Source organism: Paenibacillus algorifonticola (assembly GCF_000971975.1).
In the GTDB taxonomy this organism is placed as follows: Bacteria; Bacillota; Bacilli; order Paenibacillales; family Paenibacillaceae; genus Pristimantibacillus; species Pristimantibacillus algorifonticola.
Genome location: NZ_LAQO01000019.1, coordinates 19,269 through 38,227 on the forward strand (window position 1 = coordinate 19,269; position 18,959 = coordinate 38,227).

Genomic DNA, 18,959 nt, shown 5'->3' on the forward strand with positions numbered 1-18,959 from the left:
GAGAGGTGGAACGGTTGCTACTTGTGTTATTCAAGCGTTTCTTGCGGAAAACCGTACCCACCGACACCGTAGAAGCGAACGCGAAGGAATCATTATTAAAAAATACGAAATCAAAGCTATCCCTGACGCCGGAGCAGACGGTCCTGCAAATTCAGCAAGGAGACGCGCTGCTGCGGGAGCGGTTCATTGCAAGCTATAAGCCATACATTGCAAAAGTGACAAGCCGCTTCTGCAAACGTTATGTCAATGCGAGCAGGGATGATGAATATAGCGTGGCATTAATCGCCTTTAACGAGGCCATTAGCCAATTTTCGCCGGAATCTGGCAGATCTTTTCTTGGTTTTGCCGAGACGGTCATCAGACGCCGTCTAATTGACTATGTGCGCCGTGAGCAGCGCCATCTATCCTCGGTTCCATATAGCTCGTTCGAGCGTTTAGACGATGAGGAGCAGCTTTACAATCCTGTTGAAATGAAGCAGGCGCTGGCTGCTTATGAATTGAACAGCACGGCGGATGAGCGCCGACTGGAGATGGGCGAATTTAATCAGGAGCTGCTGAAATACGGCGTATCGTTCGCCGAACTGGTTGAAGCTTCACCCAAGCATGCAGATTCACGCAAAATGCTGATGCGAACAGCAGCGATATTAGCGGAGGATACCGCGATGTTTGGCCAATTAAAGCTGACAGGCAAGCTGCCGGTCAAAGCATTGACGGAGGCGAGTGGCTTGTCACGCAAGACGATTGAGCGCAATCGTAAATATATGATTGCCATTGCTTGTATTTTAAGGGGAACGTACCCGTTTTTGAAAGATTACCTGGATCTGGACGATTGGCAGCGAGAAGCGAGCAAGGAGGCAGAATGATGAACCGTGGCGTCGTAATGCAGATACAAAAGAATAGGGCAATTGTGCTGACGGCGGATGGCAGATTCATCAATACCGCGCTTCCTCGCAACGTTCAGGTTGGCGATGAAATTGTGATCCAGCAGGAGGAGAGGGCAAGGCGCAAGAGGCCAAAAGCGCTGCTGTGGAGAACCGGAGTGGCTGCGGCTATCGTACTGCTTATTTTGCCTGTGCTGCTGTATGTTCAGAGCGGCGAGCATCCAGTAGTGGCTTATTTCAGCATGGACATTAATCCAAGCATTGAAATCGGCATCGACAGCCGTGAGCAGGTGCAGGAGCTGCATGCGTTCAATGAGGCAGGGAAGCAGCTCATCGCCGGAGTGTCCTACAAAAATAAATCGCTTGCGCTGGTCACAACAGCTATTATGCAAAAAATTGCGGGTATGCACTATTTTGATGATAAGGTGCAGGATATCGTAGTTACGAGTGTAGTCATTGGCGGTGATGATCCGCAGTTGGATGTTTTATTTTCCAGCAAGCTTAATAAGGCTTTGACGGAAATGGTGGCGGATGGGCATATGCAGGCGGCTGTAGAAATTATGACGCTGTCCGCCCCGGTAGAGCTGCGGGATGCGGCGGAGGCGTACGGCCTGTCCTCGGGCAAGATGGCGGTTTATTTGATGGCCAAGGATGAAGGTTATGACCTTGAGCTGGAGAACTTCCAGCAGCATTCCATCAGCATGATAACCGAGCCGCTTGGCGGTGTAAAAACGATTATGAAGCATGCCGATAAATCGACCAAAGAAAGCCTGAGAAGCTTGCTTGAGGCGGAAACAAAGCAAGAGGCGGTGCTATCCTCCGTGCCGGTTGTGGATAGCGCCTCTGCTGAGCCAGCAGCTTCTCCAACTCCTGCGCCGATTCTTGTAAGCTCAGTGACGGACGCTGCGGCTTCTTCGAAGCCTGCGGAGACAGCAACTCCAAAGCCTCCTAAACCGACTGCTGAGGCAGCTGGCAATGAGACACCAGCCAAGCAGGAGGATAATGGCAAGAGCGGGCAGCACGGCAAGGATAAAGAAAAAGATAAGGTGGATATCAACAAAGACAAGGACAAAGATAAGAACAAAGAGAAAGATAAGAACAAAGACAAAAACAAACATGAAAATAACGATAAGCAAGAAAATAACCAGGGAAACAAAAATAAAAATAAAGATGAAAACAACAATGAAAATAACAATGATGGCAAAAACAACAGCCATAAAGACGGTAAAAACAAGGATACGGACAAAAATAAAGACAAGGATAGCTGCAAGAAGACCAGTGGTGAAAATAAGGGGAACGAAAAAAATAAAACGGGGCATACCGATTCAGAGCAGCGCAATTCGCGCATCAAAACGACCTTTTGGGGCGGTCAGGTCTACTTTAGCTATCGAACAAACGTGGAAAATACAAACAGCTGGCAGCAGACAGCTTAGGATTCGTCCAATTCGTTGTAAAAATACCATTTTTCGACAAATATTCTCATTGACATGAAGGACATCCAAAATCTATGATGAGTATAGCTTGAATTAGCGTTGTCCATTGATGCTGCCGGGGGGGAGTAGAGGATGCAGATGATGCGAAAGCGTTATTTCCCGGCGCTTGCCGAATACATACGTAGTGATAAGGAAGGTTCTCTTTATCAAGCAGCAGAGCTAGGCAAAGAGTTAACGGGAATCCAACTTGATGATGTCATTGCGATCCATGAGGATTGCATGCAGACATTAGTATCGAATGTGGACTCGGAAGAAGCAGTCAAAATGTACAATCGTTCGTTCATTTTTTTGATTGAATTTATGGTTGCGTATCGTTTTCACTTACTGGCGAATCAAACCAATGATCAGAAGTTTACGGAAATGAGGGAAATGCTGCTCCGTTCCAATCGTTCATTTGAAATGGTCAAAAATAAGTATGAAAATGTGCTGCAGCATATGGACAGCGGCATCGCATTGTTTGACAGTGAAGGCATTTTGTCATTCATTAATTTGCAAATGGCGAAGCATCTAGACATTCCCCGCAAAACGCTGGTGGGCTGCAACTTGCCTGAAATTTTACGGCATCCGCAGCTAAGTCGGTATACACGGAAAATGATTTTACGGCTGTACAAGGAAATGCTGCTTCGGCGCACGCGGAATTATGAGTTTCAGGATAAGGATGGCCATCATTTACTCGTAACGGTCACCTACGGCGATCAGCTTGAAGGTGATTTTCTATTCAGTGTCAAAGATGTGTCTGAGTACAAGCAGATTGAACAAACGGCTTTACAAAATGACAAGCTAGCCATGCTTGGCCGAATTGCGGCTGCCATCGCTCATGAAATTCGCAATCCGCTGACGTCTATACGCGGTTTTATCCAACTGCTGCGTCCGTATTTGCTGCAAATGGGCAAGGAGGAATATGCCCGGATTATTTTAGCCGAAATTGATCGTGCTAATGATATTATTTACGAGTTTCTGAATTCGTCCAAGCCATCAGCCCCATTAAAGAAAGCGTTTTCCATTAATTTGCTGATTAAAGAAGTTGCGCTGCTTACGGAGAGCGAGGCGCTTATGCGCAATTGCCAGATCGAGCTGCAGCTCGAAGGGGATGAATATGCATTGATCGCCTCCATCGATATGAAGCAGATCAAACAGGTCATTCTCAATATTGTAAAAAACTCGCTTGATGCGGTAGCGGAGCGGGAAAGCGATGATATCGGCATTATTGAGTTGTCAACGAGAGCCGATGGCTCTTATGTGGAGATTACGATGAAGGATAACGGGAAGGGAATGGATAAGGCGACGCTAGCTCGATTATTTGATCCTTTTTTTACGACCAAGGAAGAAGGGACAGGCCTCGGCTTATCTGTCAGTTACCGGATTATCCGCAATCATGGCGGCTCTATTCGCGTCGATAGCGTCGTAGGCAGCGGCACATCATTCATTATTTATTTGCCATTAGCGGAATAAATGATTAAAATCGGGGGTATGCCCCCCGATTTTTTTGTCATCTTTATGGCGGGAGGCGCCAAAAGGAGAGGAATGATTGACCATGAGTACATTCTTTACATACGGAACGCCAGGTGCTGAACCAATAGATGCAGTCGTTCGTTTCATTAGCACGCGTGAGCTTGGCGATGCTTCAGCCGAATGGCTGCTGCCGCAAATTGATCAGGCCATTCGCAGCCTGTTTATTAAAGGACTGTTCAAAGGAGAGGCAGAGCAGGCTCACGTCATTCAGACGCTGGGCTTGTATCCTTCTGCTGAGCATGTCATTGCGGTCGGCTATGAGGAGCAATCCGGCGCAGACGGCTTGCGCCTTGCAGCTGCAACAGCGGCCAAAGCATTGAAACGCATAAAAGCGCAATCGGTGCATGTTGTGCTGCCGCTATCAGCGGTGGAAGCGGAAGGTCTCTCCCAGCAGCAAGCGGCTCAGGCGCTGACTGAAGGGCTTAAGCTGGCGGTGCATGACCGCCTGCCAGAGAAACGCGAAGTGAAGACGCGTTATGCAATCGGTAAAGTGTATTTCTCAATCGCGGGGACATCGGCGCAAGATGCTGCTTCTGATTTCAGCGAGCAATGGATCGCAGGGATAACGCGCGGCGTTGCCTGTGCCGATGGCGTAATCAGCGCCCGTGATTTGACGAATATAGCGGGCAATAAGCTCGTGCCTGAAGGTCTTGCTACGTATGCCGAGGAGCTTGCCCGGCAGTATGATTTTGACATTGAAATTATTGACGAGTGGACGGCGGCCGAGCAGGGCATGGGTGGCTTGCTTGGCGTCGGCCAAGGCAGCATCAACCCGCCGCGTATGATTGTACTGCACTATAAGGGGGCGCCAGGCGAACAAGCGACTTGGGGGCTGATCGGAAAAGGCATTACCTTTGATACAGGCGGCATTTCGCTCAAGCGTGCGCCTGGCATGGAGGAGATGATCGCCGATATGGGCGGCGCAGCGGCAGTGCTTGGCGCGATGCAGGCGATTGGCGAGCTTAAGCCAGCGGTGAATATTATTGCGGTTATTCCATCGGCGGAAAATATGCCATCGGATCGCGCACTTAAGCCAGGCGATGTCATTACGATGATGAACGGTCTGACGGTAGAAGTGGTGAACACCGATGCCGAAGGCAGGCTGGTGCTTGGCGACGGGCTTACGACGGCCATTCGCCGCGGAGCAACGAAGCTGGTTGATGTCGCGACGCTGACAGGCGCGGTATCGGTGGCGCTCGGCTCGCAAGCAACAGGAGCGGTGACGAACCATGATGGGCTCATGCAGCAGGTGCGCGAAGCATCTGAGCGCGCAGGCGAGCGCGTATGGCAGCTTCCGGCCTATCCAGAATATAAGAAGCAAATTCGGAGTGAAGCGGCAGATTTGAAAAACAGCGGCGGCCGTGAAGCTGGCACCATCACCGGCGGTTTGTTCATCGGCACATTCGCTGAGGAGCTGCCTTGGGTTCATCTTGATATTGCGGGCGTATCGTTCCGCGAGTCGGCGAAGGCGCTGGAGCCGAAAGGCGGCACAGGAGTTATGGTGCGTACGCTCGTCGAGCTGATGCACGCCAAAGCGTAAAGCGCAGGTTAAGCAGCAGGGCAGCGCGACGGACAGCAAGAAAGTGGCTTAAACCAAAGCAACGACCGAAGCAGTGGGCTATTCCTCTGCAGCGGTCGTTGCTTCTCTTTTTCCATCTTCCTGCATTCAAAAAAATACATAGCATAACCAACTACGTAAATGTTACTATATATAAAAAATAAAGCAGTGGACGAGGAGTTTTGAAGCAGCATGAATAACGGAGAAGCGGGCCTGAAAAAAGAGGGTCTGGTCATTTTACTACTTAGCTTTGCTTTAACGTTGGTAGTTATGAATACAATGATGTTTAATCTGGCGCTGCCGGATGTGGAGAAGCAATTTTCCCTCTCAGCGATTGCGACCTCATGGATCGTAACCGGTTATTCCATTGTGTTCGCGATTGCCTCGATTACGTACAGCAGGCTTTCTGATTTTATACCGATGAAGCTATTGTTTCTCATTGCGCTTTCTTCCCTTAGCGTGGCGTCGATTATCGGATTTTTCAGCAACAGCTTTCTATTGCTCATGGCTGCGCGTCTTATTCAGGCAACGGGAGCAGGGGCGATTGCCGCGCTTGGCATCGTGCTCGTTACACGGTTTATTCCCGCTGACCGCCGCGGTCGGGCGATGGCGCTTATTATGTCCGCGACCTCGTTAGGGCTTGGACTTGGTCCGGTTATCGGCGGTGTGATCGTCGAATATTTGGGCTGGCATTATTTATTTGCGGTTACTGCGATTATGATTTTGCTCATTCCCATGTTCTATAAAATGATTCCGGCTGAAAGCCGCAAAAGCGGCTCGTTCGACGTAGCTGGCGCGCTGCTCATTGGAATCGGAACGACGGGTCTCCTGCTTGCCTTGACGAGCAGAAGCCTGGTCGCCTTAATCATTGGTGTTGTCGCGGTGGCTTTGTTCTGGTGGCGAATCCACAAGGCGAAGGATCCTTTCGTCCAGCCGGATTTGTTCCGCAATAAGCCTTACATGCTGCTCGGCATGCTGGGCGTTACCTCATACATGAACAACTTCGCCGCGTTATTTCTCGTTCCACAGGTGCTCGCTGGCGTGTATCATTTAACGCCTGCCCAGTCCGGCTTGATCGTATTCCCAGGCTCGTTGGCGACGATGGTTGCCTCAAGATACATCGGCAGTACAATTGACCGGCTTGGCAATCGTTTCTTTATCCGTCTGGCGCCGATCGGCCTGTTGGCTGCCTCGCTCGCGCTTGCTTTTAGCGCCGTTCATTCCTATTGGGCGATTCTCGTCATCTATATGCTGCTTAGTGTAAGTTTCTCCGCCTTAACGAGCAGCGTGTCCAATGAGATGTCAAGGTTGCTGCCGCAAAAGGAAATTGGAGCAGGCATGGGATTATTCCAGCTTGCACAGTTTTTCAGTGGCGCATTGACTGCCGCATTGATTGGCACCGCTATCGTATGGCAGGCGCAGCTGGCGAAATCAGAGGCATTCAATCATATTTTATGGGGCATGTCGGTTATTGTACTGTGCACGGTCGTCAGTTCGCTGCTTTACACACGCAGCGCAGCTCGTCAGGCTTCCCGTCAAGCTGCATAATACGTGTCGTGAAACCTGTCGTGGTTTTCTATTTTTTTATAAAAGAGTAACCGTCTTACAGGGAGGAATATATTTATTTTCCAATAAATCTAGATACACTAGCAGGGAAGTTAACAACCAATGTTGAATTTACAACTCATGAGGACGGAATAGGGCTGAAAGTGGAGGGTTCGGATGAGCGACTATGTAAGTGCGGACTTGTATCATACCTATATGAACTCCATTTGGGAAGAGACAACAGATGGTATTGTTATTGTCGATTTACAGCGTATCGTGCTGGATGTCAATCCAGCTTTTGAACAGATGTATGGCTGGACCAAGGAGGAGCTGGTAGGCAGGAAGCTTCCCGTCGGTCCGGCTCATCTGTATAAGGAGTATGCCAGGCTATATGACCAGGTGATTGAGGGCAAGAAGGTAGCCGCAGTGGAATATCCAAAGCTGTGCAAGAACGGCAAGCATCTGCATGTTAGTATTACTTTGTCGGCTGTTCGAGACAGCAGCGGCAAGACGACCGGAATCGTTGCCATTGAGCGGGATATTACGAAACGCAAGCAGACCGAGAAGGCGCTTCGGGAGACGGAGCAGCTTTACAGCCACCTGACGCAAAATGTGCTAGCCGGCGTTTTTGTCAGGCAGGACCGCAAAATTGTCTATATCAACTCGTATATGTCCGCCATGCTCGGCTACACGAGGGAGGAATTTGTCAAGCTGCGAACTGCCGATTACATTGATGCGATTGAGCTGTTCACCATTAAGAGGCAGGTAGCGGAAATTTTGATCAAAAAGCGTGAGCCCCGCTATACGGTTACCGTACGCGGGAAGAAGAAGGATGGCGGCTTCGTTTATTTGGAAGTCAATCTCTCACTTATTATGTACAAAGGCAGAACGGCGATGCTGGGCTCGGCCAAGGATGTGACCTCATCGGTAGCGCTTGAGCGTTCCTTGCGGGAAAGCGCCGAGATGTACCAGCGTGTCATGAAGCTGCTGCCAGAGCCGATCGTACTAAGTGATCACGGAAAAATTATTTACGCCAACAATTCGGCTATCAAGCTCGTTCAGGCCAATGACAAAAACGAAGTAATTGGGCATTCGGTATTTGAATATATTCATCCTGACGATCATGAGGATTCGCTTAGAAAGCTGGATCTGATTATGTTCGATGAAGAGCCGAGCCAGTTTGAGGAGCTGCAAATTATATGCAGGGACGGGCAAACGATAGATGTTGAAATGTCGAGCATCCGCATTAATAACTATATGGGCAAACGGGTTGTTTTAACGGTAATCCGGGATTTGACCGACCGCAAGCGATCGGAGGATATGCTGGTGCGTTCCGAGAAGCTGTCGGTTATTGGCCAGCTTGCTGCGGGCGTTGCCCATGAAATTCGCAATCCGCTAACGGCGCTCAAGGGCTTTACTCAATTGCTGAAAACCAAAAACGAAGGTTATATCTCGTATCTCGATATTATGTCCAATGAGCTGGATCGAATTAATTTAATCGTCAATGAATTTATGACTTTGGCGAAGCCGCATTTTACCAGATTCAACGATGAGAATTTGGTACATATTTTGCGCGGTGTTATTTCGGTGCTGGAAACGCAGGCGATTATGACGAATGTGGATATTGAGACGCAGGTGGAAGACTGCTTGATGATCATTCATGCAGATGCCAATCAACTCAAGCAAGTATTCATTAATGTAATCAAAAATGCGATCGAAGCGATGCCTGATGGCGGCCGCGTTACGATTGCTATTCGCTCAAACTTTCCTGATAGCGTTTGCTTGACGATTCGCGATGAGGGGATAGGGATGACCGACTCCATTATTGGAAAAATTGGGCAGCCCTTTATTACGACAAAAGAAAAAGGCACGGGCCTTGGGCTGATGATCAGCTCCAGAATTATTGAGGCCCATCATGGCACTCTACATATTAATAGTCGACATGGCGAAGGCACGGAGGTGCAAATTACGCTGCCGCTGGCTAAGCCTATAATCGCAGAAATAAATTAATTTTGCCCTGTTCCCTCATTCATACCAAGCGCAGTCGGCATGCGCTGTTCTCTGGCGGCAAAGGAAAGCCTCACTTTGCTAGACAAGTATTTTATACACAAATAGCTTATCCATTTTGGAGTGAAAAGCCTTCAGTTTCGCGACTACCCGCGAAGTGCTGAAGGTTTTTTGTCTATTTCTGTGTTATACGGGCAGAGGAGGCTGAACGGACGATCAACAAAACTTAGTTTTTGTTATGACTATTTTTATGAAGCTGCTCAGTTTATTACGTTAAAGTAGACATCTTAACGGACATAAGAGTATTGTTATGTGTACAAAGATAGCTACTATAATAGTTGTCCCATCAACAAGGCAGGACACCCAATCACAACCAAATTTAATGAATAGGTAAGCAGCTAGAGGAGGGCCATATAGATGAAGACTCATACTTCTGACCGCATTAAAATCCCGCCAGGATTTTGGGAAGGATTACGTCAATTAGGGATTGCCGCCCACGACGTAGCTCGCCAAGCACGACTTCCGCTCACCATTATTACTGAACCAGTAGTCACCACCGCCCAATATTTCGCGATCTGGCAGGCTTATTCCGACCTCATTGGTGACACTGCCATAGGAATCATCAAGCTTGCGACCGTCTTTGAAGCAGCGAAGTACCCACCGACCGTCTTGGCCACTTACCACGCTCGTGACTACCGTGACGCTCTAAACCGCATGGTTCGCTACAAAAAGCTGTGTCCCCCCGAAAGCTTACGTATCACGGAGGAAGGCGAGCACTGTACAATCGCACTGGAATGGCTGTATACCGAGCAACCCGGCCCGTCGATGCTGGTTGGTATCACGCTGGCGTTTCTTCTGGAGCTTGGGCGCCGGGGCACAGGCCAACCTTTGACGGCGCAGTTCGTCGAATTTTCCCACCCAATGGGCGATGTACAGGCTCTTGAAGCTTATTTCGGCTGCCCGATCCTCGTTGGTGCAAAATGTAACCGATTGACGCTGCATCGAAGGGATCTGGATCGCCCCTTTGTCTCATACAATGAAGAGCTGCTGGAGATTCTGACTCCAGCTTTGGACCGATCGCTCAATGAACAGCAGCGCAGCCGTTCAATGGCCGAGAGGGTCAAATGGATCATGAAACGCAGCCTCACTGGAGGGTGCCCCGACATTAGGACGGTTGCGAAGGAGCTGCGTATGAGCGATCGCACCTTGCAGCGCCGACTTACTGATGAAAACACGAGCTTCAAGCATTTGTTGACACAAGCTAGACATGAGCAGGCAAGAGCGTACTTGGCAGACCCCTCGCTCGATATTAAGGAAGTGGCTTTCTTAATTGGATATGAAGACCAGAACTCGTTCTACCGCGCTTTCCGCCTTTGGGAAGGTGATACACCTTCAAATTGGCGTACAGAGCATTTAGGTGCAAACTCGGTATCACAAGAACGGCTAGACAGGACGACTATTCATTAATAGTATTCACAACCCAGCTGACTAGACTGAGAGCTAGTATTTGCTGGGTTTTATTATTTGGCGTGTTCAACAAGAACTTTGGCGCAATGGGCTAGTTACTGAACAATTCAGACAAGGTAATATAATCACTATCCGGAGTGAGGGACTGTTTTAAAAATGACTGCTAATCAGCTTGCCATCATTTATACGTAAATGAAAAGGAGAATTATGTTATGGATATGGGATTAAATAATAAAACAGCTTTAATTACAGGATCAACGAAAGGTATAGGTAAAGCCATTGCTGTTGAACTTGCCAAAGAAGGTGTTCATGTACTTATTAATGGACGAAACAATGAAGAGGTAGAGCGAACTGTAAATGAAATAAAGTCAGCCTTCCCGGCTACCTCTCCTCAAAATGCTACAGCCGATATTGTGGATATGGGACAAAGAGAAGCTTTGTTTGAAAAATACCCCAACATTGATATTCTGATTAATAATATGGGTATATATGAAATCATGAAATATGAGGACGCCCACGATGAAGTATGGGAAAAATACTTCCGTACGAATGTTCTTGCTGCAAATGGCTTATCAAAATTTTATTTGCCTAAAATGTTGAAAAAGGATTATGGCCGCATTATCTTTATTGCGAGTGAAGAAGCCATTATGCCTTCAGGGCTAATGCCTCAATATGGTATGACAAAATCAATGCTGTTATCATTGTCAAAAAGCTTATCTAAATTAACAGTAGGAACAGAAGTTACAGTCAATACGATCATGCCAGGGCCAACACTCTCTGAAAAAGTGCATCAAATCATCGAGGGCATGTACCCTGATGAGGATATGACTTTTTCAGAAAAAGAGAAGACATTTATGACTACAAACCTGCCTCAATCTGAAATACAGCGATTTATCAAGCCTATTGAAATAGGCAGGCTGACCGCATTTATATGCAGTCCTTATGCATCCGCATTTAAAGGTTCTCCAATCCGTATGGATGGGGGAATGGTGCCGACTATTTATTAATGTTTTGCTATTCCCTATTCTATCCTTTGCATACCCTTCTCGAAGAACCTTGAGATTAATCTCAGGGTTCTTATATTTTTATCTGTACTGAAATATTAAGCTACCGGCAGGATAGCTTAATACCGAATATGTAATATAATCGCTTGACTTGGAGTTAACTCCAGAGGATAAACTACATACGAAGGAAACAGTACTTAATTGAAAGTGAGGAACGAACAAATGGAATATGTGAAACTTGGAAATACGGGCTTGGATGTATCTCGGCTTTGTCTTGGCTGTATGAGCTTTGGTGTAGCAGAACGGTGGGTTCATCCATGGGTGCTTGATGAAGAGCACAGTCGTCCTATTATAAAAAAAGCGCTGGAGCTTGGTATTAATTTTTTTGATACAGCGAATGTGTATGCAGACGGAACAAGTGAGGAAATTGTTGGACGGGCTCTAAAGGATTATGCGAATCGTGATGAAATTGTGCTCGCAACAAAGGTGCATTTCCGTATGCATCAAGGACCAAATGGTGCTGGTCTTTCCCGTAAGGCCATTATGAGTGAAATAGACAAGAGCCTTAAGCGATTGGGAACCGATTATGTAGACCTTTATCAAATTCATCGCTGGGATTATAATACTCCTATTGAAGAAACGATGGAAGCCTTGCATGATGTCGTGAAGGCTGGGAAGGCAAGATACATTGGTGCTTCCGCTATGTATGCATGGCAGTTCCAGAAGGCTCTATATACAGCTGAGAAAAATGGATGGACCAAGTTTGTGTCGATGCAAAATCATTTAAACCTCATCTATCGTGAAGAGGAGAGGGAGATGCTGCCGCTTTGCAAGGTGGAAAAAATCGGTGTCATTCCTTACAGTCCGCTTGCATCAGGAAGATTGACGCGTGATTGGTCGGAAACGACACATCGCTCCGAAACCGATCAAGTTCAGAAATCTAAATACGATGCGACAGCAGATACGGATCGATTGATTGTAGAGCGTGTTGCGGCAATCGCTGAAAAACGTGGCGTGCCCCGTGCTCAAATCGCACTTGCCTGGGTGGCACAGAAAGAACAAGTAACAGGTCCCATTGTAGGCGCTTCGAAAATATCTCATCTCGAGGATGCGGCAGCTGCTCTTTCCATTCTGTTAACACCAGAAGAAATCGCGTCGCTGGAAGAGCCGTATGTTCCTCATCCAGTAGTGGGTGCTGTTTAATATTGAGATTTGACAAGAACGCCTGACCATTTCCATGGGCGTTCTTTATTTTAAATGAGGAGGTGGAATCGGCATGTTTATACAAGAAGTAAGTGAAAAATTTGAGTTGTCACAGGATACTCTTCGCTATTATGAACGAATTGGGCTAATTCCACGAGTGAACCGCAATAAAAGCGGGCTCAGAGACTACACGGAGGAAGATTGCCGGTGGGTTGAATTTATCAAGTGTATGCGAGGCGCAGGTCTTCCAGTTGAAGTTTTGATTGAATATGTTGGGTTGTTTCAACAGGGTGATGAGACGAAGGAGGCTAGAAAAGAGCTCCTAATTGATCAGCGTAAGCTGCTCAGAGCAAGAATGGAAGATATGAAGAAGGTGCTTGAACGCATGGATGATAAAATTGAAAGATATGAGCAGACAATCGTTAAAAAAGAAAAAACGCTAAATAGACCTCAAAACTAGAGGATATATGCATACGGGAGTCGGCCTGCTGCTCCTTGCTTAGCACCTATACGGGGCCAATCTCATCTGATGATTCAAGGCAGGGGAACCACAGCATGCGATTGTTGCAGAGACCACTGTGGCTGAGGCCATGCAGCTCGGACGCTCATAACTTTTTTTGTAGGACTGAGGTTCCGTTATTTTGGCTTTTGGTACGATTTGAGGTCGTAAGCGGACAGGAAATCCGTTATTGCCCTCTTATTCCCGTCAAAATGGCTTTCGGCAGCGTATTAGCGGCTCCTGAGTCCGCAGCCTGTGCCATAACCCGTGATTCTGTTGAAATAGCGGCTGCTGTGTCCACCAAGTTGATCTTTGTTCGAAGCTAATGTTCTGTGAAAATAAAATCTTAGACTAGAGTCGTTGAGTTAACAACGTTTATGAATTAAAAAATCATCAGCTTCTTAAAAATAAGTTTTAGACTGGGTCCAATAAATAAAGCAGCGACAGAACAAGACTTGATAAATAAAGTCTTAGACTGCCGCTGTTGTTGTTCAATTATCGTTTCCCGTTAGGATTTAATGAAAATAAATTTAAAATTACCATAATATTTTAACAAAAAAATTACTGAACATGTATTTCCGATTTGATATCATTTTGACTTAAAAATTTCATTAAATCATTACTCAGCTGCACAATCTCATTGTTAGCATTATTCGCATAATCCGGCAACATCATATCCCTAACCATTTTAGTTCGTAGCCATGTCATAAAGAATAGATCCAAAAATAAGTTTGGAAATTTAAGCACCATTTTAAGCATTGGTGGATCAATTGAAACGCCTGCTTTTTGTATTGCCCTTAGATACGCTTTTAAAGTGACTGTTATTTTGCGTGCCGTCTTTCTGGTTCTGGCTGTTTTTTTGTCAATTATCTTATTCTCAGAATGCAAAACGCTCAACATGGCAATGTCTGATACGGAATGTGTGATTAGATACGCTTGCATATCCTTTTTAATAACGTAGGGAAGCTTTGCTGTTTTAAATAATTTTGCGAGGTTTTCTATGCGTTCTGTCACTACACCATTAATTTCTCCAAATGCAGTTGCCACTATAATCTTTGGTAGAAATCGAGCATGCAATACTCCATCTTTAATCTGTCCGCCGAAGCCGGGAAAAGCTGGTAAGAGTCTATCCCCTACAATATCCAGCCACGAAGAAAATCCAATTGAATTACTAGTCATCGTAACTATATTTTTGCTTTGATTATCTTTTAGCGCTAACAACGCTGATTCGGACCGATCATAACGAACGGTAACGAAAATAAAATCGTATACATCGTCATTTTCGAGCGTATCAATGACATTCACTTGTATCGATTTAACTATACCTTTTTCTTTATATTGCAGGCCATTTTCTCTTAATGTTTTAAATCTATTAGAATGTGCAAACAGGCTAACATCAAACCCTGCTTCAATAAGCTTAATTGCGTACATGCTCCCGATGACACCTGCACCAAAAATTAAAATTCTATTTTGATTTGCTGACATTAAAACCACCCCTACTTATTAACATTTCCTTTTGATTATCAGACAACATGTTGTATGATGTGATTATAAATCTTCATTATTCCTTGATCAACCATCAGTTTTTTATTATTTGTCGGATGATATTCTTATTCGCTAGTAGGAGGGAAATATGAAAAAGCAACCCCAAATAACGGAGAAAACAAGACAAAAGTTTGTAGAAGTTTTTTGTGAGTTATATAGCCAAAAACCGATTGAGAAAATTTCGGTTCAGGAAATTGCGAATAAGTCAGGATATAACCGCAGCACCTTTTATCAATACTTTACTGACATTTACGAATTGTTAGACTCTGTTGAAAATGACTTATTGAATGACATGAAAAAAGAATTGGCGAATAAAGAGCTATCGATGCATACGGTTCAAGATACGCTCTATTGTCTGGACAAAAGAGAACATCTCCTGGTTCTTAATGCCCTTTTGGGTGATTATGGAAGTGCCCGTTTTTTAAAACGCTTAAAAAAAGAAATCACTTTGGATCAATTAGAATTAAACGTTCCGCAAAACCATTCCTTATCGCCATACTTAATTGAGTTTTACCTGACAACTTCCCTTTCTTTATTTCGTCTTTGGATCCAGCGTCAAAAGGATTTATCATCAGAAGAATTTTTCAAGTTAGTGGAGAACCTGTACTCAAGAGGGATTACGCCCTATTTTAAAGAATGAGTCTGTCATTCAAACCAAATCCATATGTTGTATAACAATAAAAAAGCGCGCATAAGCTTGTTTACACAATATACTCCATAAAGACTGACCTAACCTACTCTTAAGGGTCCGCAATCTGTAAATACAGACTTCTGCAAGTTTTTCTTCAGAGAAATTGCCTCTATTTGTGATACGGTTCAGCTTAACGGGGCTATCGGCGAAAACTACCCGAAGATCCCTTTAGCCTGAATCTCTTTTTCTTTAACGTGTGCAATAGATGGGGTGCGGCTCGTTGAGCCCCCTAAACGAAGCAAGCCCTGACTTTAACCAAGTCAGGGCCAATGGGCTATCATATATTCTCTTTTTTTAATGCATCAATAATGTTTTCCTTTTTTACTTTCACGCCAGAATATAACATGGCGGAACCGACAATGACAAATACGGCGACAATGACCGAAAGAATGCTCATCCAAGGGAGGGTGAACCCGTGGCTAAATTTGTTCGCAAATGCCCTATAGATCAGATACATCACGACGAAACTGACGGGGAGCCCGAAAAGCAGCGACTTGACCCCATAAAAAATACTTTCATAGTTCATCATTTTCGCAAAGCCTTTTGGGGTCATGCCAACGGATTTCAGCATCGCAAATTCTCGTTTTCGAAGGGATATACCCGTTGAGATCGTATTAAAAATGTTCGCAATGGAAATCGCTGAAATCAATACGATAAAACCATAAGAAAAGACGGACATCAATAGAATCTGTTGTTCTTCGCTTTTTCTGGATTGATATGAATTGTTGGCATTCAGATTGGTCTCATGCATCTCTTCGATTTCCTGCTGCGTTTTCATCGGTTCCGTACTTTTCAAATGGAGGTATGTCTGAACGTTAGCCATGTCCTCGTCGTCTGCCAGTCGATTCATGACGCGTTCCGAAACGATGATATTTAACCCGCCTAATCCTGTCGTGTTCATCCCCATAGGAGCTTGATCCGTCAATGCAGCAACGGTCACTTTATTTATTTTCGTTTTTCCCCCATTTTCTTTATAGATATTCGTTAATTCGATGCTTTGGCCAACGTTCGTATACATGGCCTTCGTCTGGACATATTTTCCCGTACCCATATCTTTGTAATGGATCGTATCCATCACGATCGCGGCGGGATGATCCGGATCCGTAAGCTGTTCGTAATCTGCGCCGACCGCTTTGGCATAGGCTTGCAGACTCGAATCGTTCAATGCATGGATCTTAATATCGTAAGGATATTTTCCGTCTTGCAGTAAACTCTTATCCTTCTTAATCTTCTCTTGCAATTCATCGGCGATGAACGCTTCATCGACCCAAGCGTTCTTATACAACTCGTGAATCACGTTGTATTCCTTTACGCCATCCAGGGATACAATCGATTGTATCAACCGGTCGTCTATTCTTTTTCCATTGCTGTACGATACTTCAATATCGAAATTGACGCCTTCCTGCGACAGATCCAGGGATTGTTTCATGGCGGTGGTAAAAAACGATACCGTTAAAAACAAAACGATGCTGATGACGAGCGAAAATACGATGGCATGATATCTCCGTTTGTTCCTTTTTAAATTTTTTAGCCCGATTTCCGCTTCGATGCCGAAGAGCTTGCGAATGAACTTTGACGTTTTTACAGCTTTGACCGTAAGCTTTAAGTCGGTTGTTTGGCGAATCGCGTCCATGGCGGATACCTTGGATGCTCTGATCGCCGGGAGATACGTCGAAATGAAAATCGTCAACATCGAGACAACACAGACAATCAAGAGCGATAACGGCGTGACGACGAGCATCAGCTGTTCATTGGTCCATAATGCCCCTTGAATCATGGCGTTCATGAACCAAAAGGTGATCCCAATCCCGGCAAGACCGCATAGGATGCCAATGGGAATGCCGATCAAGCCAATGACGACTCCTTCAAAAAGCACTGAATTTCTCTTCTGCCTTTTCGTAGCCCCCACGCTCGCGAGCATCCCTAAATGGCGGGAACGTTCCGAGACGGATATCGCAAAAGCATTATAGATGAGCGAAACCGAGCCGATCATAATGACCGCCATCAGGATCACCGATAAGGAGTACATCATGCTGTACGAGGCTTTGCTATTGGACAAGCCGTAATAATGAAGCAAATCGTTATTATATTGGACCGTCTCGATATGGTTCCTCTTAGCCAAATTTTCCGCATGAGCGAACAAGGACGGATTGACTTTCTGCAAGACCACCGCCGCATTGACTCGATCGTTTGCACCGATGATGTTTTCATCGATATAGCTAATGATCGTATAGCCCGGGGCCCAAGCTGTTTCCCATACGGGACGCTTGATGAAGCCCACCACCGTATAATCCCTTGTCTTTATATGCTGCAACGTTTCGGTCAATGTGCCGTCTTCCCTACGCAGCGGTTCGGTCTGATCCAGGGGATGATCACCCCCTTGCTCGAATCGTTCGCCTACACGAAGGGTTAGACGATCGCCGATTTCACACTTCACTTTGGCGTTCGTTGCAACGGCTTCGGACATAACGACTTCTTTGTCCGTTTGCGGAAGACGCCCCTTGCTTAATTCAATTGGAAATTGAGCGAAACCTTGTGTATCATATTCCTTGATGAACAAGTACGGCTTATTGGGATTCTGTCCCCCTTCTAATGGGGCATAGCCAAGATCTCTTGTGATCGCAACAGTTTTGGCTGCGTCATCGCCCTGTATCACCGCGAGCTGTTCTTTGGTTACATCTTGATATTGGACATGCCACTCCCCTGTATCCGCAATGGCTTGCCTGATCATTAAATCCGAAAAGGAAAAAACAAGCGTAGCGACAGCGGTCACCATGGCAACCGAAATGATGACGCCGATGATGGTTACGAGCGTTCGTCTTTTGTTTTGCTTCAGATGCCGGATGGTTAGTGTATTGACAATGTTCATCGTCGGATCACCTCGTCTTTGGCAATCCTCCCGTCTTCAATCGAAATGATCCTGTCGGCTTGCAAGGCGATTCGTTCGTCATGCGTAATAACGATCAGCGTCTGATGATAGGTTTTATTCAACATTTTTAATAAGTCGACGATCTCGCTGCTATTCTTGCTGTCCAGATTCCCGGTCGGTTCGTCTGCCAGCATGATCGCAGGATTGCCGATGAGCGCTCTGCCGATCGAGACACGTTGCTGCTGTCCGCCGGATAACTGATTCGGCAGGTGGTTTAATCGATGCTGCAAATTCAACGTATGCACAAGGCCAGCTAATTGCTTTTGATCTACCTTTTGGTTATCCAGCAAGAGCGGCAGCGTAATATTCTCTTCCACCATCAGGACGGGAATCAGATTGAAAAACTGGTAGATCAGGCCGATTTGCCTGCGTCGAAAGATGGCCAGCTGCGTTTCGTTCAAGTCATACATGTCCGTATCCTGAACATAAACTTTACCGCCAGTCGGTCGATCCACGCCGCCCAGCATATGAAGGAGCGTCGATTTCCCCGATCCGGACGGGCCGACAATCGCGACGAATTCGCCTTTTTGGACCGAAAAAGAAACTTCGTCAAGCGCCTTCACCGCCGATTCGCCTGTGCCGTATATTTTAGACAGATGCTCAATTTTTAAAATTTCCATTGCCA

At 46.0% G+C, this 18,959-nt stretch carries 14 protein-coding genes; 11 read left to right on the forward strand and 3 right to left on the reverse strand.

Annotation, left to right across the window (positions count from 1 at the left end):
- The first annotated feature begins 23 nt into the window (after window positions 1–23).
- The 10 genes from sigI (at window position 24) to WH37_RS23015 (ending at window position 13,130) form a co-directional block, all read left to right on the forward strand.
- Window positions 24–863: an RNA polymerase sigma factor SigI gene (gene sigI, locus WH37_RS22970; protein WP_231594340.1), complete on the forward strand. Its 840-nt coding sequence runs from the start codon at window positions 24–26 to the stop codon at window positions 861–863.
- Window positions 860–2,314 carry an anti-sigma factor domain-containing protein gene (locus tag WH37_RS22975; protein WP_082110967.1) on the forward strand — a complete coding sequence of 485 codons (1,455 nt, stop codon included), beginning with the start codon at window positions 860–862 and terminating at the stop codon, window positions 2,312–2,314. Before sigI ends, WH37_RS22975 begins: the two co-directional genes overlap by 4 nt.
- 132 nt (window positions 2,315–2,446) lie before the next feature.
- A complete protein-coding gene (locus WH37_RS22980; RefSeq protein WP_046232976.1) occupies window positions 2,447–3,826 on the forward strand; it encodes an ATP-binding protein in 1,380 nt (459 codons plus the stop codon).
- Window positions 3,827–3,908: 82 nt separating this feature from the next.
- The gene (locus WH37_RS22985; RefSeq protein ID WP_046232977.1) at window positions 3,909–5,426 is read left to right on the forward strand and encodes a leucyl aminopeptidase; all 1,518 of its coding nucleotides are present in this window, start codon (window positions 3,909–3,911) and stop codon (window positions 5,424–5,426) included.
- Window positions 5,427–5,636: 210 nt separating this feature from the next.
- Window positions 5,637–6,992, forward strand: a complete 1,356-nt coding sequence (locus tag WH37_RS22990) for an MFS transporter (RefSeq protein ID WP_046232978.1) — start codon at window positions 5,637–5,639, stop codon at window positions 6,990–6,992.
- Between the two features lie 174 nt (window positions 6,993–7,166).
- A complete protein-coding gene (locus WH37_RS22995) occupies window positions 7,167–8,999 on the forward strand; it encodes a PAS domain S-box protein (protein WP_046232979.1) in 1,833 nt (610 codons plus the stop codon).
- Between the two features lie 414 nt (window positions 9,000–9,413).
- The gene (locus WH37_RS23000; protein WP_046232980.1) at window positions 9,414–10,463 is read left to right on the forward strand and encodes an AraC family transcriptional regulator; all 1,050 of its coding nucleotides are present in this window, start codon (window positions 9,414–9,416) and stop codon (window positions 10,461–10,463) included.
- Between the two features lie 212 nt (window positions 10,464–10,675).
- Entirely contained in the window at window positions 10,676–11,470 is a 795-nt protein-coding gene (locus WH37_RS23005) for an SDR family NAD(P)-dependent oxidoreductase (protein ID WP_046232981.1), read from the forward strand.
- Between the two features lie 219 nt (window positions 11,471–11,689).
- Window positions 11,690–12,670 (forward strand): aldo/keto reductase, encoded by a 981-nt coding sequence (locus tag WH37_RS23010; RefSeq protein WP_046232982.1) that lies wholly within the window; start codon window positions 11,690–11,692, stop codon window positions 12,668–12,670.
- 73 nt (window positions 12,671–12,743) lie between these two features.
- Window positions 12,744–13,130: a MerR family transcriptional regulator gene (locus WH37_RS23015; protein WP_046232983.1), complete on the forward strand. Its 387-nt coding sequence runs from the start codon at window positions 12,744–12,746 to the stop codon at window positions 13,128–13,130.
- Window positions 13,131–13,730: 600 nt separating this feature from the next.
- Here the strand turns inward: WH37_RS23015 and WH37_RS23020 are convergent.
- Window positions 13,731–14,654, reverse strand: a complete 924-nt coding sequence (locus tag WH37_RS23020; RefSeq protein ID WP_046232984.1) for a ketopantoate reductase family protein — start codon at window positions 14,652–14,654, stop codon at window positions 13,731–13,733.
- Between the two features lie 148 nt (window positions 14,655–14,802).
- Here WH37_RS23020 and WH37_RS23025 point away from each other — a divergent pair, with 148 nt between their 5' ends.
- Window positions 14,803–15,354 carry a TetR/AcrR family transcriptional regulator gene (locus tag WH37_RS23025; protein WP_046232985.1) on the forward strand — a complete coding sequence of 184 codons (552 nt, stop codon included), beginning with the start codon at window positions 14,803–14,805 and terminating at the stop codon, window positions 15,352–15,354.
- Between the two features lie 328 nt (window positions 15,355–15,682).
- On the opposite strand, the gene WH37_RS23030 is transcribed toward WH37_RS23025, so the two are convergent.
- Window positions 15,683–18,274: an ABC transporter permease gene (locus tag WH37_RS23030; RefSeq protein ID WP_046232986.1), complete on the reverse strand. Its 2,592-nt coding sequence runs from the start codon at window positions 18,272–18,274 to the stop codon at window positions 15,683–15,685.
- Window positions 18,271–18,954 (reverse strand): ABC transporter ATP-binding protein, encoded by a 684-nt coding sequence (locus WH37_RS23035; protein ID WP_046232987.1) that lies wholly within the window; start codon window positions 18,952–18,954, stop codon window positions 18,271–18,273. Before WH37_RS23035 ends, WH37_RS23030 begins: the two co-directional genes overlap by 4 nt.
- Between the last annotated feature and the right edge of the window lie 5 nt (window positions 18,955–18,959).

Bases quoted from the DNA above. Each gene is read 5' to 3' on its own strand.
- WH37_RS22975 (WP_082110967.1), top strand. From the start codon at position 860: ATGATGAACCGTGGCGTCGTAATGCAGATACAAAAGAATAGGGCAATT.
- WH37_RS22980 (WP_046232976.1), top strand. From the start codon at position 2,447: ATGCAGATGATGCGAAAGCGTTATTTCCCGGCGCTTGCCGAATACATA.
- WH37_RS22985 (WP_046232977.1), top strand. From the start codon at position 3,909: ATGAGTACATTCTTTACATACGGAACGCCAGGTGCTGAACCAATAGAT.
- WH37_RS22990 (WP_046232978.1), top strand. From the start codon at position 5,637: ATGAATAACGGAGAAGCGGGCCTGAAAAAAGAGGGTCTGGTCATTTTA.
- WH37_RS22995 (WP_046232979.1), top strand. From the start codon at position 7,167: ATGAGCGACTATGTAAGTGCGGACTTGTATCATACCTATATGAACTCC.
- WH37_RS23000 (WP_046232980.1), top strand. From the start codon at position 9,414: ATGAAGACTCATACTTCTGACCGCATTAAAATCCCGCCAGGATTTTGG.
- WH37_RS23005 (WP_046232981.1), top strand. From the start codon at position 10,676: ATGGATATGGGATTAAATAATAAAACAGCTTTAATTACAGGATCAACG.
- WH37_RS23010 (WP_046232982.1), top strand. From the start codon at position 11,690: ATGGAATATGTGAAACTTGGAAATACGGGCTTGGATGTATCTCGGCTT.
- WH37_RS23015 (WP_046232983.1), top strand. From the start codon at position 12,744: ATGTTTATACAAGAAGTAAGTGAAAAATTTGAGTTGTCACAGGATACT.
- WH37_RS23020 (WP_046232984.1), bottom strand. From the start codon at position 14,654: ATGTCAGCAAATCAAAATAGAATTTTAATTTTTGGTGCAGGTGTCATC.
- WH37_RS23025 (WP_046232985.1), top strand. From the start codon at position 14,803: ATGAAAAAGCAACCCCAAATAACGGAGAAAACAAGACAAAAGTTTGTA.
- WH37_RS23030 (WP_046232986.1), bottom strand. From the start codon at position 18,274: ATGAACATTGTCAATACACTAACCATCCGGCATCTGAAGCAAAACAAA.
- WH37_RS23035 (WP_046232987.1), bottom strand. From the start codon at position 18,954: ATGGAAATTTTAAAAATTGAGCATCTGTCTAAAATATACGGCACAGGC.